At 43.0% G+C, this 12,684-nt stretch carries 17 protein-coding genes and 1 other annotated feature; of the genes, 1 reads left to right on the top strand and 16 read right to left on the bottom strand.

The genetic code is table 11. The features are described from left to right. Window positions 1–31: 31 nt before the first annotated feature. Entirely contained in the window at window positions 32–610 is a 579-nt protein-coding gene (locus V6D42_RS01535) for a sporulation initiation phosphotransferase B (RefSeq protein WP_168748364.1), read from the bottom strand. Window positions 611–687: 77 nt separating this feature from the next. Here V6D42_RS01535 and V6D42_RS01530 point away from each other — a divergent pair, with 77 nt between their 5' ends. Beyond that, a complete protein-coding gene (locus tag V6D42_RS01530) occupies window positions 688–810 on the top strand; it encodes a hypothetical protein (RefSeq protein ID WP_125825434.1) in 123 nt (40 codons plus the stop codon). A 119-nt stretch (window positions 811–929) separates the two neighbouring features. Here the strand turns inward: V6D42_RS01530 and rpmA are convergent, their stop codons facing one another. From rpmA to V6D42_RS01455, 15 genes are all read right to left on the bottom strand, one after another. Continuing rightward, a complete protein-coding gene (gene rpmA / locus V6D42_RS01525; RefSeq protein WP_003222623.1) occupies window positions 930–1,214 on the bottom strand; it encodes a 50S ribosomal protein L27 in 285 nt (94 codons plus the stop codon). A 12-nt stretch (window positions 1,215–1,226) separates the two neighbouring features. After that, on the bottom strand, window positions 1,227–1,568 hold the full coding sequence (locus tag V6D42_RS01520) for a ribosomal-processing cysteine protease Prp (RefSeq protein ID WP_026014751.1): 342 nt from the start codon (window positions 1,566–1,568) through the stop codon (window positions 1,227–1,229). Between the two features lie 3 nt (window positions 1,569–1,571). Then, complete coding sequence (gene rplU, locus V6D42_RS01515) at window positions 1,572–1,880, bottom strand: 50S ribosomal protein L21 (RefSeq protein ID WP_003222620.1); 309 nt, start codon at window positions 1,878–1,880, stop codon at window positions 1,572–1,574. Between the two features lie 13 nt (window positions 1,881–1,893). Beyond that, window positions 1,894–1,971 (bottom strand) — a sequence feature (ribosomal protein L21 leader region). Window positions 1,972–2,028: 57 nt separating this feature from the next. Beyond that, window positions 2,029–2,895 (bottom strand): M50 family metallopeptidase, encoded by an 867-nt coding sequence (locus tag V6D42_RS01510; protein ID WP_010335158.1) that lies wholly within the window; start codon window positions 2,893–2,895, stop codon window positions 2,029–2,031. Continuing rightward, entirely contained in the window at window positions 2,888–3,682 is a 795-nt protein-coding gene (locus V6D42_RS01505; protein WP_333512175.1) for a M23 family metallopeptidase, read from the bottom strand. The genes V6D42_RS01510 and V6D42_RS01505 overlap by 8 nt, the downstream gene beginning before the upstream one ends. A 149-nt stretch (window positions 3,683–3,831) precedes the next feature. After that, window positions 3,832–4,638, bottom strand: a complete 807-nt coding sequence (gene minD, locus V6D42_RS01500; protein WP_333512174.1) for a septum site-determining protein MinD — start codon at window positions 4,636–4,638, stop codon at window positions 3,832–3,834. Window position 4,639: 1 nt separating this feature from the next. Next, window positions 4,640–5,320, bottom strand: coding sequence for a septum site-determining protein MinC (gene minC, locus V6D42_RS01495; protein ID WP_168748367.1), 681 nt, complete (start codon window positions 5,318–5,320; stop codon window positions 4,640–4,642). A gap of 52 nt (window positions 5,321–5,372) precedes the next feature. Then, the gene (mreD, locus tag V6D42_RS01490) at window positions 5,373–5,891 is read right to left on the bottom strand and encodes a rod shape-determining protein MreD (RefSeq protein WP_010335162.1); all 519 of its coding nucleotides are present in this window, start codon (window positions 5,889–5,891) and stop codon (window positions 5,373–5,375) included. After that, a complete protein-coding gene (gene mreC, locus V6D42_RS01485) occupies window positions 5,888–6,760 on the bottom strand; it encodes a rod shape-determining protein MreC (protein ID WP_010335163.1) in 873 nt (290 codons plus the stop codon). The genes mreD and mreC overlap by 4 nt, the downstream gene beginning before the upstream one ends. Window positions 6,761–6,790: 30 nt before the next feature. Continuing rightward, a complete protein-coding gene (gene mreB, locus V6D42_RS01480; RefSeq protein ID WP_010335164.1) occupies window positions 6,791–7,804 on the bottom strand; it encodes a cell shape-determining protein MreB in 1,014 nt (337 codons plus the stop codon). A 91-nt stretch (window positions 7,805–7,895) separates the two neighbouring features. Then, the gene (gene radC / locus V6D42_RS01475) at window positions 7,896–8,591 is read right to left on the bottom strand and encodes a RadC family protein (RefSeq protein ID WP_326128835.1); all 696 of its coding nucleotides are present in this window, start codon (window positions 8,589–8,591) and stop codon (window positions 7,896–7,898) included. Window positions 8,592–8,627: 36 nt separating this feature from the next. Beyond that, window positions 8,628–9,197, bottom strand: coding sequence for a Maf family nucleotide pyrophosphatase (locus V6D42_RS01470; protein ID WP_333512173.1), 570 nt, complete (start codon window positions 9,195–9,197; stop codon window positions 8,628–8,630). A 150-nt stretch (window positions 9,198–9,347) separates the two neighbouring features. Further along, a complete protein-coding gene (locus V6D42_RS01465) occupies window positions 9,348–10,346 on the bottom strand; it encodes an SPOR domain-containing protein (RefSeq protein WP_333512172.1) in 999 nt (332 codons plus the stop codon). A 128-nt stretch (window positions 10,347–10,474) separates the two neighbouring features. Beyond that, complete coding sequence (locus V6D42_RS01460; RefSeq protein WP_333512171.1) at window positions 10,475–11,224, bottom strand: prepilin peptidase; 750 nt, start codon at window positions 11,222–11,224, stop codon at window positions 10,475–10,477. Window positions 11,225–11,364: 140 nt separating this feature from the next. After that, complete coding sequence (locus V6D42_RS01455) at window positions 11,365–12,657, bottom strand: bifunctional folylpolyglutamate synthase/dihydrofolate synthase (RefSeq protein ID WP_333512170.1); 1,293 nt, start codon at window positions 12,655–12,657, stop codon at window positions 11,365–11,367. Window positions 12,658–12,684 lie beyond the last annotated feature (27 nt).

Genomic DNA, 12,684 nt, shown 5'->3' with positions numbered 1-12,684 from the left:
GTCCTCCGTTCTAAACCGTTAAAAAACACCGCTAGTTCAACCCAATTTCAATTAGACATTCGTGACTTGTGATCCCAAAACGCATGATATCAAAGTCCTCATATCCATTTTGCCGAAAATCATCAAAGGCAGATATATTGGCAAAAGTGCCGTGAAAATCAAGGTACAGTATCAGCTGTCTGTCAGGATGATCGGTTTGAAGCGAAACGGTTAAATGATTTTCACTGCCTCTAGTAACTGCTTGTTCAAACAGATGAAACAGCTTTCTCATCAGTTTCGCCAATTTTTGATCATAAGCTGACAAATCCTTAATTTCCCCGAGAACTTCATATTCAAGCGTCATACATTGGGCTTTCCAATTAAACGTAAGAAAATCAAACGCTAAATGCGGTGTTTTCAGGTTTGAGAGCTTTGATTCGTGTTTAGCGTCTATCACCATTTCTTCAATGATTTCAAAGACGCGGTCATACTTCTGCAAGCTTAAGTTTCCTTTAATAAGCTGCAGCTTATTCATCCAATCATGCCGAGAATGGCTGAGAAGATGAATCAGTTCATTTGTTAAAGCTGTATCGCTTATATTTTCTTCTTGATTTTTTGAAACATCCTTCATTTTCGCACTCCCAATCATTTGATTTCTTATTTAGGAGTCTGTATAAGTGTGTATTATGAATTATAACAGAGAAGGCTTTGATAGAAAAACAATTGTTTTTCCCAGAAATATCATGTTCCTTTTTTCTGGCTTCGGTTGATTTTCAGCCAGGCAGAACATTTTATGTATTACTGCTTGGGGAACATATCCAGTGGGTTTGAGACATTCGTTCTCATTCTTGGCGGGGTCTGCTCGCACATACTCTGCATAACATTCTTGATGCTTACTCCGCATATTGCAAAAAAAACTCCAGTCATTATCGACCGGAGTTTTTGAATCATTATTGAGCTACAGGATATACGCTCACTTTTTTGCGGTCACGTCCGAAACGTTCGAATTTAACAGTTCCGTCGATTTTCGCAAAAAGAGTGTCATCTCCGCCGCGGCCCACGTTTTCACCTGGGTAAATTTTTGTTCCGCGTTGACGGTAAAGGATAGAACCGCCTGTTACGAATTGACCGTCAGCACGTTTAGCACCTAAACGTTTAGCCTCAGAGTCACGTCCGTTCTTTGTAGAACCTACTCCTTTTTTAGAAGCGAAAAACTGAAGATCTAATCTAAGCATGTAGCTCACCTCCTATATTATGTTTGTGGTCACACGCAAGTGATCTTTGTAATCCCGTTCGATTGTCTCTAACGAAACAATCATGCCTTCAATCAGCAGCTGAGCTTTTTGGCGCGCCTCCGGATCGAGAGATTCAGGGAATTCAAAGTAAAAATAACCCCCATCTTCTCCTATATCAAGAAGCGGCTCGAAGCCCGCCAGCGCGATGACCGCGTTAACGGATCCAAACACAACAGCTGTCACTCCGGCACAAACGAGATCTTGTCCATGTTCAGCAAAATTCGCGTGGCCCGTCATTTCAAAAGACAATACGCTTTTGTCAGCACGGGACCTTCTGATTGTTGCCTGAATCATGGCTTACGCGTTGATTTTTTCGATCGTCACTTTAGTGTAAGGCTGACGATGACCTTGTTTTTTATGAACGTTTTTCTTTGCTTTGTATCTGAAAACAGTGATTTTTTTCGCGCGGCCTTGTTTTTCAACTTTAGCCGTTACTGTTGCGCCTTCAACTGTAGGGTTGCCGACTTTCACATTGTCTCCGCCAACAAACAAAACGTCTTCAAAAGTAACTGTTTCACCTGCTTCAGCAGCAAGTTTCTCGATGTAAACAGTTTGGCCTTCTTCAACTTTAATTTGTTTACCGCCTGTTTTAATGATTGCGTACATTCTCTGCACCTCCTATTAGACTAAGACTCGCCAGATACCAGGGGGCTGTAAAACAACTCTTAACACCTGTACTGAGCGGTTGTAGCATTGGTGCTACATCCATAACATTAAAAAATATATCAAAATACAAGGCGTTTGTCAATCGATTTTAATAAGGCAGCAGCAGTTCCTCCATGGAGGAATTTGTCCGTTTATCAGCAAAATAGGCATGCAGCACTTCATTCTCATCCAGCTGGCTTAACTTCTCTCCTGACTTTTCTATAATAATGGGATGCTTACAGCCTCGTTTGAATTCCGCCATGACATGATAGACTTTATCCTCAGCATTAACGGTAAGCGGAAGCAATTTTTCAAGCTCGCGGTTTTTCCCATAATATCTTTCCAAGAGAAACCTCACATGGATGTAGTGTCTTTGCCTGTACTCCTCAAACAAAGAAACAGCCAGAAAGACAAACAAAACCCATGCGCTGATTTGCAGAGGAACCGCAAATAAAACCCAGCATGCGAGAAGCAGGCAGCACACAAGTGATGTCTTTAGATTCAGCCGGTGCGCTTTTTGAAAAGCCAGATGCTTTGAAAAAAATAAAAATAACAGCTTGCCGCCGTCAAGCGGCCAAATCGGCAGCAGATTCACAAATAAAATAGATAGATTATAAAATGTAAACAGTTCAAAGGTCTCGTGATTAATTATTGAGAGGCCTGCAAGCATCCAAGCCGCAAGCTGGAGCCAAATGTGCTGAAGAGGTCCGGCAATAATAACCGCAAACTCTTCCTTTAACGGCCGATTTCCGTGCTCTTCCACTTCAACCGTTCCTCCAAATGGCAGCAAAAAAACACGCTTGATTCTCCAAGAAAAAAACACGGCCAGAGCGGCATGCCCCAGCTCATGGATCAGGACAATCACAAGCAAACATAGCAATGCTTTCATATGCCCTGTAACCAGCCCCAGCGCCATGATAATCCAAAGAAAAGGATGAACATGAATTTTCAAGATGAGGTCAAGCCATTTATTCAAATGAGATCACCTGAATCGGATCAATAAATTTGTCGCCGTCTTTCATGGCAAAATAATAGAGCCCTTTGTTATGATCATCGAGTTTAATCGTACCGAGCTTTTTGCCTTTATCTACAAAATCATATAAAGCGACATCCACGTCTTTCAGTTCACCATAAATGCTGTAGGTATTGTCAGCATGCTGCACTTTCACTGTCAGCCCCGTCTCACCGTCTTTACTGACTTCAACAACATAGCCTTCTTTTATACAATCGATTGTATCACTGCTTGTTTCGACTTTAATGCCTTCCCCGTTGTCCTGAAAATCCTGCTGAACTTTACCAGATGCGGGTGCAACAAGATCATGACTCACTTCAACCTGCTGTTCCATATTTTTCTTTTCAGGAGCGAGAAATGCAAGCGGGCTGCCAAATTTCGTTTCAAACCAATGGCTTGCTGAAGCAAATTGAAATTCTGTTTCGAAGGTTTGTGCAACGACCGGCTTGATCTGGCTGATGGGTCCAATGTTTGTTTTATAGGCTATGGCAGAAACCAGAACAAGGCAGGCCGATAGAAGGCATTTCAGAATAATTGAGTCTGTTTTCACCAAAGGGTGTCTTCCGCTGAAATTCGAATTGCCATCTTCATATACCGGGATAGCCCCATGTTTTTCCTGATCAGATACCATGACCCAAGACGGCGGTTTTTGCTTTTCGGAACCTGTCTGAGTAGGGAAACGTTTTGAGCCGGAAACCTGTTTCCTTCTTTTCTCTAATCGTTTTCTGATTTCATCTGCTCTGTGACTCATTGCCATCATCCTTTGCATTCGTTGGGTTTGTACATCATATGTCTTGTCCACGGCAATTATTCGATTTACCTTCAGCACAGAGCAGTCAGAAACAAAAAAACCTGACACAGCATTTGCTTTGTCAGATTCTTCTCTTTTATTCTATGAAATTAAGATCGTACTCCGAAAAATGACTTAATCTTAGCCATCATTCCCTTGTTTTGCTCTTCAAGCACCTGCAAAGGAACAGATTCGCCTAAAATGCGGCGGGCAATATTGCGATAAGCGATGGAAGCGCGGTTTTTCGGATCCATTGCAATTGGTTCGCCATGGTTAGATGCCTTAATCACTTCATCATCATCGGCAACGATACCGAGCAATTCAATCGACAAATGCTGTACGATTTCATCGATATCCATCGTGTCACCGTTTTTCATCAGGTGATTTCTGATTCTGTTTACAACGAGCCGCGGCGGTTCAATATTTTCTTCTTTTTCCAATAGCCCTATAATGCGATCAGCATCTCGCACAGCTGAAATCTCAGGCGTTGTGACCACTACCGCCTTGTCAGCCCCGGAAACGGCGTTTTTGTATCCTTGCTCAATTCCTGCGGGGCAGTCTATGATGACATAATCAAATTCCTGCTTGAGCTCTTGGACCATAGTTTTGATTTGTTCAGGAACAACAGCCGTTTTATCGCTCGTTTGAGCAGCGGGCATTAAATAGAGCAAATCATCAAAACGTTTATCCTTTACGAGCGCCTGATGCATTTTACATCTGCCCTCTACAACGTCTACGAGATCATAAATAATTCTATTTTCAAGACCCATTACTACATCCAGGTTGCGCAGTCCTATATCAGTATCTACTAAACATACACGCTTCCCTAAAATGGCTAAGGCGGTACCGAGGTTAGCAGATGTTGTTGTTTTACCTACTCCGCCTTTTCCCGAAGTTATTACGATAGCCTCACCCAATTCACATTCCTCCCTCAAGCCTTGTTAGATCAGGTCTTAAATGAGCCAAATGTTGAAGGCGTTCAATGACCATATTTCCGTCTGTATCTAAATAAGCACATTCCATTTCGTTCCCTTTTTGAATGTGGTCTGGGGAGCGATTTAACACGTGATTGATTCTTAACTGTGTCGGCAGCATTTCAGAGGCAGCAATAACCGCATGATTATTTCCGTTAAATCCGGCATGGGCAATCCCTTTCAGCGAACCCAGAACAAAAATGTTTCCGCCGGCTCTGACTGTCCCGCCCGGATTCACATCTCCGATTAGAAGCAAATCGCCCTTCACCTCGAGCACTTGGCCTGAACGGACAATTTTTGAGACAGAAATAATTTCCGCTTCCTCTTTCATACGCTGTGCTTCTTTTTTAGTAATGACTTCACTCTCAATAGAATGAACAAACAAATCTTTTTTTGACGCAATTATTTCGGTCAGCTGTTCCTCTTGCTCCTGATATAAGCATCGATTGCCCAGCTTAATGTGAACGCTGATTTTCTGGCCTTTTCCATCTGTATATTGTTCAATTGACAGCATATTCTGAAGACCATCGAGAAGCTCATCAAAAGAACATGCATCGTCAAGATGCAATGTCAAACCATTCTTTGTTCCTTTTATCGTTACATATTGCTGCTTTTTGGTCTTCACAATATTCACCTCAACAACATACTCATTTCGTCAAAAAAAGATAAAATCCTTTTTACTCATCTCTCAATTCTTTCTTTAGACTCATAAAAAATAATCTAAATGGGAGAACCAGGATGAGTGCGCTTATCATATTTAATAAAACTGTCGGTATAAACCGGTCTAGCACAAACCCATTAAACGTCATAATGTCTTTGTGAATCAGCGACTGAATACCGAACACATAAAATTCTAGCAGACAAACAGCGAGAACAGCAATCAGAATGACGACAAATGCGTTTGTGTGCAGCACTTTAAACGCTTTTGACGCCAAATAGCTTAGCCCCGCAAAGCCAAACATATAAACACCTAATAGACTTGTATAATTCATATCATATAGAAAGCCGAAAATAAAACCGTAGATCACCGCGTGTTTTTGATTGATAAAAGCCGACATAAAAATCAGCACAAGCATCAGAAAACGCGGGACGAGCACCTGGTCATCCGTAACAAACGGGAAATGCACCAGATCAGTAAAGATGCTTTCCGCCGAAAAAACCAACATCATAACGAAAGGGAGAAGGAAACGTTTCACGATCCTTCCTCCTCTGTATCGACAGTCGGCACATCACGATTAACAACGATCACATTATTTAAATCTGAAAGATCAGCCGCAGGTTTTACATAGGCAACTTTCGTTAATCCATAAGAATCAGACTCGATCTCAGTCACTTCACCGATTGTCAGCCCTTCTGGAAATACGCCTCCTGTGCCTGACGTTTCAATCAGATCGCCTTTTTTCACGTCTTGTTTATCCTTGCGTTCGATTATGGTCATCTTAAGCCGTTTTTTGTCTTTATCATAGCCTTCGATTAAACCGTAGCCTTTGCTGCCTTTTTTCCCGGAAATGGTTGTTGCGACTCTGTTATTACGGTCAGTATCGCTTAAAAGCTGGACCGTAGACGTAAAGTTATTAAGGCCTGAGCTTTTAATCTTCCCGATTAATGCGCCTTTTTCGTTCGTTACCGCCATATCTTTCGCTACGTTTTGCTGTGTCCCTTTGTTAATGGTCACTTGTTTCGCCCAGTTATCGGGGCTTCTGGCAATGACTGTCGCCAAAATCGGCTTGTAATCTTTTATTGATTTCACATGGCCGAGTTCGTCACGCAGGGATTTATTTTCGTCTTCAAGTTCTTGGAGCTTGGCTTCATATTTTGTCTGTCCGTCAAGCTTTTCTCTCAGACGCTCATTTTCTTCGTATGTGTTTTTTAAATCACTAATGTTCTCAAATATCCCTGCAAAAAATTCGGCAGGCGTATGAAAAATGTTTTGAAATACTCCCGTCGTATCACCGATCAGTTTCTCAGGCCAGGTGGTATTACGGCCGTCCTTCAGCGAAAATCCAATCATAGCCACCAATATGATAATACACAGAAGTAATAGCATTAACCGTTTATTCGGCATCGTGTTACACCTCTTCTATTGAACTCCCGATTATCTAGTTTTTCCTTTGAAAAGATGGATGTGCTCCAGTGCTTTTCCTGTCCCGATCGCTACACAATCAAGCGGGTCTTCAGCGATAAGGACCGGCATTTTTGTTTCTTCGCTGATGACTTTGTCCAAATTACGAAGAAGCGCTCCGCCGCCGGTTAACACAATACCTCTGTCCATGATATCTGCTGCAAGCTCAGGCGGTGTTTTTTCAAGTGTGCTTTTCACTGCCTCTACAATGGTTGACACCGTGTCACGCAAAGCATTAGAAATTTCTTTCCCGGTAATTTCGATCGTTTTCGGCAGACCTGTCAGCAAGTCACGGCCGCGGATTTCCATTTTATCGGATTCTTCTGCGGATTCAGCAGAGCCAATATCCATTTTAATCGCTTCAGCAGTGCGGTCCCCGATCATCAGGTTGTATGTTTTTCTGATGTAGTTGATAATCGCATCGTCCATTTCATCACCGGCAACGCGGATGGATTGAGATGTTACAATACCTCCGAGGGAAATAATTGCAACTTCTGTCGTTCCGCCCCCGATATCAACAACCATGCTTCCAGTCGGTTCCCAAACTGGGAGATTGGCGCCGATAGCCGCAGCAAACGGCTCTTCGATCGGATACGCGTCACGCGCTCCGGCTTGTCTTGTCGCATCGATAACAGCACGCTCTTCAACCGCAGTAATGCCGGATGGCACACAAACCATCACATAAGGTTTTCTGGCAAACATGCCTTTATTTTTAATGGCCTGATTGATGTAATATTTCATCATGGTAGCCGTTGTTTCATAATCAGCAATAACGCCGTCTTTCATCGGGCGAAGAGCCACTACGTTTCCAGGCGTCCGTCCGATCATATTTTTCGCATCATTTCCGACAGCAACAATCGATTTCGTATCCGTTTGCAGAGCGACGACTGACGGCTCCCTCACAACAATTCCTTTACCTTTTACAAAAACAAGCGTATTCGCAGTTCCAAGATCTATACCAAGGTCTCTTGTACCAATTCCAAACATATGTATGTATCTTCCTTTCTTAAAGCAAAAATACCCTAAAGGGAAAAACTCATAAACTCTATTATAGCTTAATTCGACGAAAAAAAAAGTGTTACAAATATCCTTTTTCCTTTAAACTCACAAATTTTTTGTCGCCAATCACCAAATGGTCAAGCAGCTCGATGCCAATCAGGTTTCCGCATTCAAACAGCCGTCTTGTCACTTCAATATCTTCCCTGCTCGGCGTCGGATCCCCCGAAGGATGATTATGGATACAAATAAAGGAAGCGGCAGATCGTTTGAACGCTTCTTTAAACACCTCCCGGGGGTGGACAATGGATGAATTCAGACTTCCGATAAAAACAGTGCGTTTATGGATGACTTGGTTTTTTGTATTTAAATATAAACAGACAAAATGCTCCTGGGTTAAAAAGCGCATATCCTCCATGACCAGATTTGCGCCGTCTTCCGGGGAGCGGATTACAAAATGTTCTTCATTGGCTAATTTATGAATACGGCTTCCCAGTTCAACTGCTGCCAGTATTTGCACAGCCTTCACCAGACCGATTCCCGGGATGCTGGACAGTTCCTCAACTGAAGCTTCTTTCAGCAGGCGCAGCCCGTCAAACGAGCGCAGAAGCCGGTTTGAAAGGTTCATAACAGATTCGTTCTTTGTGCCTGTCCGCAATAAAATAGCCAAAAGTTCGTTGTTTGCTAAGTTCTCGGCTCCGACTTTCAGCAGCCGTTCTCTAGGCTTTTCTTTCTTTGGGAAATCTTTGAGTTTTAATGGCAGATCGTGTATGATCAAGCCCTCCTTTTCTTTCCCTTCCCGTTTATAAAACCGTCAGGCTTCTATATCAAAATCCTTCAGAACTCTCATTGTTTTTGATATAGGGAGCCCTACGACTGAATAATAATCTCCGTCTATTTTCTTTACAAAAAGTGCGCCTTTTCCTTGGATGCCGTAAGCACCTGCTTTATCCATCGGCTCTTTCGTTTCAATATAAGTCCAAATATCTTCTTCACTGAGGGGCCAAAACACAACTTCTGTCTTTTCATAGAACGTTTCGCTGTGATTTGCGGTTTGAACACTGACAGCGGTTATCACGGTATGACTCCGGCCGGAAAGCCTGCGGAGCATAGCAGCGGCTTCTTCTTGATCTTGCGGTTTGCCAAGACACTCACCGTCAAGACATACCATTGTATCAGCACCGATTACGATTGCGTCCGGATTGAGATCGGCCACAGCCTTAGCTTTTTGTTTTGCCAACCATTGGACGTTTTCTTCAGGTGAAAAGTTTCGATTTAATTTTTCCTCTACTTCACTGACAATAATGGTGTAGGGAATCTGAAGCAGATCGAGGAGTTCTTTTCTTCGCGGAGATTGTGATGCAAGTATAAGCGGCTTAGCCATGTTCGTCATCCTTTCAGGGTTTGCTTAAGAAAAAAAGATACTCATTTATCCTACCAAATCACGAGGCTCGCCACAATTTCAGAAAAATAACTTTTTCATGACAAAATAAAAAAAGCCCGTCACTAAGGACGAAGGCTCAGGCACTTTCTATTATTTAATTACGGCTAAAAGCTGCTGCTGAGCCTTCCATCCGGCTTCAGCACTTGGGTCCTCTAATTCCTTTAACGCCTGCAAAATGGCTTTTTTCTCTCCCGTTTCAGCTGCTTCTGTTTCACCGAGCGAATTTTTTATTTTTTCAACACTCGCTTTTGTGATATCTTCTCCGAGGATCGCCTTCGCTGAGAGCTCCGCTGTTTTCTTGAAAGGACCTGTCATATCTGACTCTATTGATAAGGATAGTTCCTTGCCCCCCCAGGCTTCAAAATCGCTGTCGATTAAAAGCTGACCTACCTGCTGTGATACAGCCTTATCACTTGCCAGGCCCGCGATGACATACGTGTACCCGTCATCCTTTGACAGGGAAACGGCGGAATATCCTTTTTCAGTCAGCTGTTCAGTTAACGTCTCTGCACCCTTTTCATTTGAAAACTTTCCTGCTTGTATTGCATATGTTTTATATGTACCTTCCGTTTGTGCCGCTTGTTTTTCTCCGGCGGTGCTTTGTTTCTCCGCAGCTGTATCTCCTGCTTTTGCCGTCTGGCTGCCTAAAGAGTCATCTAAAGAGGCTGGCGCCGACGCTTCTTTATTGCCTGATATATTTAATGCAAATAACCCTAAGCCGGTGCCTAAAACCGCTGCAAAGGCGATCGTTGCCGCCACTCTTTTTACCGGCTTTGCCGACCCTGTCTTTCCTTTTGAATAGAGCTTCGATTTTTTCTTTTGATAGGGCGGAACAACTTTGGGATCATCTTTAAACACCTTATCCTCCTCTGAATCCCAGTTAAATTCATCTTCATCAGGATGTTCATGGGATGCTGCAACCTCCTGCTCCGCCTTTCTCTTTTCCTCCCAATTTGAAAACGTCATGTTTTTTTCTTGCTCTGTCTTCGGTGTCTCCTGCTCGTAAACGGTTTCTTCTTTTCCATTAATCGTCACCTTAAGGGCTTTTTCTTCCGCTTTACTGATTTTTTTTTGCTTCCTTTTTTTCAATTCTGCTTCCTCCCTTCATTTGTGTGACCGTTCTTGTGGCTTTTCATGCTACACACTTTAGCACAGGCGAAAAAAAAAAGAACAAGACTTTTGTCGTCTTGTCCAAAAAACGTTCGTCAAATTTTTCATCAGTCACCTAACGCCATTTTGACATAAAAGGAAATGATAGCGTCACCGTATAAATAAGCGAAAATGCTTCCTGCCGCAATTGCCGGTGCAAAGGGAATCGGCTGTTTTCTGCCCAGCCTTCCGAACAGTACAGCGGCAGTTCCGTACAATGCTCCTATAAGTACGGAAAAGAAAAACGCGATAGCAAGCATTTTCACACCAAGCACAAGGCCGATGACGGCAAGTAATTTAATATCCCCTCCTCCTATTCCTCCATGAGTGATGACGGCAATAAAGGACAGCAAAAGAAAACCGGCAGCAGCTCCTATGAAGCCTTCATACCATGAATAAAGCGGAGAAATGATTCTGCCAGCCGCCAGAAAGGGAAGAAAGAATAGCAATATGCGATTTGGAATCAGCATAAAGTGAATATCTGTCACAGAAACAATGATAAGAAGAGAAAGAAACAGCAACGCAACAATCAATTCCCAAGACAAACCAAAACGAAATCCCGCGGCTGCAAATAAACTCGCTGTCGTAAGCTCTGCCGCTGGATACATAAGAGAGAGCTTTTGGCCGCAGCTTTTGCATTTGCCTTTTAGCAGAGTAAAAGATAAAACAGGGATTAATTCTGCCGGGGTTAAGGTTCTCCGGCAAAAAGAACAGGCCGAACGCGGGTTTATGATGGACATGTGTAAGGGGATACGGCATCCTGCCGTGTAATAAAATGAACCGAGGATAAGGCCGAGGACAAAAAGAATCGGAATCATAGACAACACACCTTTACTCTCTTTAGATTATGCCATGGATTGTAGCACGGTTAGCATATTGAACTATAATAAGCAATTTTAGATTTTGACAGAAAAAATCCCGGCAGAATATCATTATTGATTCTGCCGGGACAACATCATTACAGCATTCTTTTTCGAATGTCAGAAATAAAATATAGTGATCCCGTAATGAGCACGATATCATTTGAGCCTTTTTTGCTTTCTATTAATTTGATCACTTGCTCCGGATCTTCACTCCAGCTTTTGCTGCCGATTTCACTAGCATCATACAGGTCTTTCGCAAGTGAAGCACGCGGAAAATCAAAAGAAGCAAAATGAATCGAGTGCGCGATGGTTTCCAGTTTCTTAATCATGTCATGATACGGCTTGTCCTTTAACGCGCTGAACACCACACAAATGTCGGAATCCGGGAAACGCTGCTTCATTGTTTCAGTCAGCTTATCGATCCCTTCTTCATTATGGGCGCCGTCTAAGTATACCCGCGGATGTTCTTGAACCAACTCTAATCTGCCCGGCCAAGCAGCCTTAACGAGCCCGCTTCTTATAGCAGCTTTACTAATTTCAGCAATGTTTTCCCTGTTAAGCCACTCGGCAGCCAAAATGGACAAAGCCGCATTTTGTCTTTGATGCGTGCCGATGAGAGATGTTCGAATATCTTCATAACACTTTTCTCCTGTTTTTAAAGAAAACTGTTCTCCCGCTGGAAGAGCCTCTTCATTATAAATCCTGCATGTATCATGCAATGACTGAAAAGGAGCAGATTTTCGTTCAGCTTCATGTCGGATTACCTGTAAGGCTTCCGGCTGGGTAACGGCTGTCACCATCGGAATGCCATCTTTAATAATCCCGGCTTTTTCTCCTGCGATTTCTGCAATGGTGTTTCCTAAAATGTTCATATGGTCGTGACCGATGCTTGTGATGACAGTTAAAAGCGGTTCGACAACATTAGTAGAATCGTACCTTCCGCCGAGACCTGTTTCAAAAATAACAAAATCGACCTGATGATACGCAGCAAAATATAAAAATGCACAAGCCGTCATAATTTCAAATTCTGTCGGCTGACCGTGTTCAGTTTGGTCAAGCTCTTCAACGATCGGTTTCACCTGATTGACGAGTGTGACCCACTCCTCGTCTGTAATAGGTGTGCCGTTTACGCTGATGCGCTCATTAAATGTAATGATATAAGGTGACGTAAACGTACCGACAGTGTATCCCGCTTCTTGCAGCATAGAACGGATAAAAGCGACAGTTGATCCTTTGCCGTTTGTTCCCGCCACGTGGAGCGCGCGGATTTTCTTTTCAGGATGGTCCAATCGCTCCATCAGCTGCTTCATTCGATCAAGACCGGGCTTCACTCCGAATTTTAGACGGCTGTGAATCCAGCTGCGCGCTTCTTCATATGCAGTAAACAATGATAATCCCCTCTTTTATAAGCCAAG

Source organism: Bacillus sp. 0909A, from assembly GCF_036765115.1.
Classification (GTDB): domain Bacteria; phylum Bacillota; class Bacilli; order Bacillales; family Bacillaceae; genus Bacillus; species Bacillus mojavensis.
The sequence above is the reverse complement of the archived record's forward strand: the minus strand, read 5'-3'. Positions and strand labels throughout refer to the sequence as shown.

Coding starts and splice junctions, on each gene's coding strand:
- V6D42_RS01535 (WP_168748364.1), bottom strand. CDS start 610: ATGAAGGATGTTTCAAAAAATCAAGAAGAAAATATAAGCGATACAGCT.
- rpmA (WP_003222623.1), bottom strand. CDS start 1,214: ATGCTTAGATTAGATCTTCAGTTTTTCGCTTCTAAAAAAGGAGTAGGT.
- V6D42_RS01520 (WP_026014751.1), bottom strand. CDS start 1,568: ATGATTCAGGCAACAATCAGAAGGTCCCGTGCTGACAAAAGCGTATTG.
- rplU (WP_003222620.1), bottom strand. CDS start 1,880: ATGTACGCAATCATTAAAACAGGCGGTAAACAAATTAAAGTTGAAGAA.
- V6D42_RS01505 (WP_333512175.1), bottom strand. CDS start 3,682: ATGAGTCACAGAGCAGATGAAATCAGAAAACGATTAGAGAAAAGAAGG.
- mreC (WP_010335163.1), bottom strand. CDS start 6,760: ATGCCGAATAAACGGTTAATGCTATTACTTCTGTGTATTATCATATTG.
- mreB (WP_010335164.1), bottom strand. CDS start 7,804: ATGTTTGGAATTGGTACAAGAGACCTTGGTATAGATCTTGGAACTGCG.
- V6D42_RS01470 (WP_333512173.1), bottom strand. CDS start 9,197: ATGGCTAAGCCGCTTATACTTGCATCACAATCTCCGCGAAGAAAAGAA.
- V6D42_RS01460 (WP_333512171.1), bottom strand. CDS start 11,224: ATGATTCCGATTCTTTTTGTCCTCGGCCTTATCCTCGGTTCATTTTAT.